Source organism: Paenibacillus luteus, assembly GCF_006542765.1.
Taxonomy (GTDB): domain Bacteria; phylum Bacillota; class Bacilli; order Paenibacillales; family Paenibacillaceae; genus Pristimantibacillus; species Pristimantibacillus luteus.
Map to the genome: position 1 here is coordinate 1 of NZ_SKCD01000074.1, position 1,013 is coordinate 1,013.

Consider the following 1,013-nt stretch of genomic DNA (forward strand, 5'->3'; position numbering starts at 1 on the left):
CAAAGTCTAACATTTGCTCACGATTAACTGAAGGTTGAAAGCTGAACGCAAAGTCTGCAAGCTCTTTTTGATGGGGAAAGGCTCCAACCTTCACCATGGCATGAATCATATTATGCTCACGCACATCGATCTCATAGTTAGTGAGCTTCACAAACGTGTCCATGAAGGAGAGTTTGTTATGGATGCTGAAGTCGACCACTTCATTCAAATGGCTCACCATCTGTTTGAGGCCCAGGTACTCTAGGTTTCGAACAGCTTGCTGGTAGGAGGTTACACTCATTCGTATGCACCCCCAATCGTGCGTAGATTCTTCTTAGCTAAGTCATTAATATCGGGATAACGTGGCATAGACAAGCTTAAACTTTCCCTGTAATGCTCCTCTGTGTAATTTAACACGGCGTTACCAATGGGATGTCGTACGAGAAGTTTCGTGTTATAATACGCATACAGATGATTGTCATAGACTTGTAGGCCTACCGTTTTTCCTTGATACCCAGCTGGTACTGAGTATTGCCTGGATTGGTAGGAGATCATGTTCGACGCATTGATCTTAACAAGCTTATGATGTATGCGATAGGAACTTCTTACACGCTCCGCTGGTAACGGGTGTAAGGAGTTCTTTTCCTTTTCCAGAGCCAGAATGGGCACTTTCCCCGTTCCTTGATGGAACGATTGGTTAACACGATCGCACAGCTTTTGAATGTAGGCTTGGAGCTCGGGTAAGCTAAACTTCCCTTGATAAGCATGAATTTCATCTAAGATCTTCATTGGGGCTTCCACCTTTCCTTTGGTACGGGGACGCCCTGCGATACAAGGTTTAACGTGAAACCCAAAGTCTGCTGCAAACCCAGCGAATTTCGTATTCACTTTGCCAGCCCTATGCTCAGTTCTTGCTTCGTCCATCACCGTCTTCATGTTGTCGGTTAGGATCTCATGAGGAACTCCACCTATGGCCTCAAAAGCCTCTGTCAAGAAGGAGAGCAGCACACTCTGTGATTTCGTTATGCTCATGT

General features: G+C 45.4%; 2 protein-coding genes. Both read right to left on the reverse strand.

From position 1 onward, the window contains the following. Nucleotides 1-280, reverse strand: a 280-nt coding sequence (locus E0496_RS31920) for an ATP-binding protein (RefSeq protein ID WP_241675066.1), incomplete at its 3' end; no start/stop codon positions are given. Next, nucleotides 277-1,013 (reverse strand): Mu transposase domain-containing protein (locus tag E0496_RS31925; protein WP_141505995.1); only part of this gene is annotated, 737 nt, incomplete at its 5' end. The genes E0496_RS31925 and E0496_RS31920, both read right to left, overlap by 4 nt.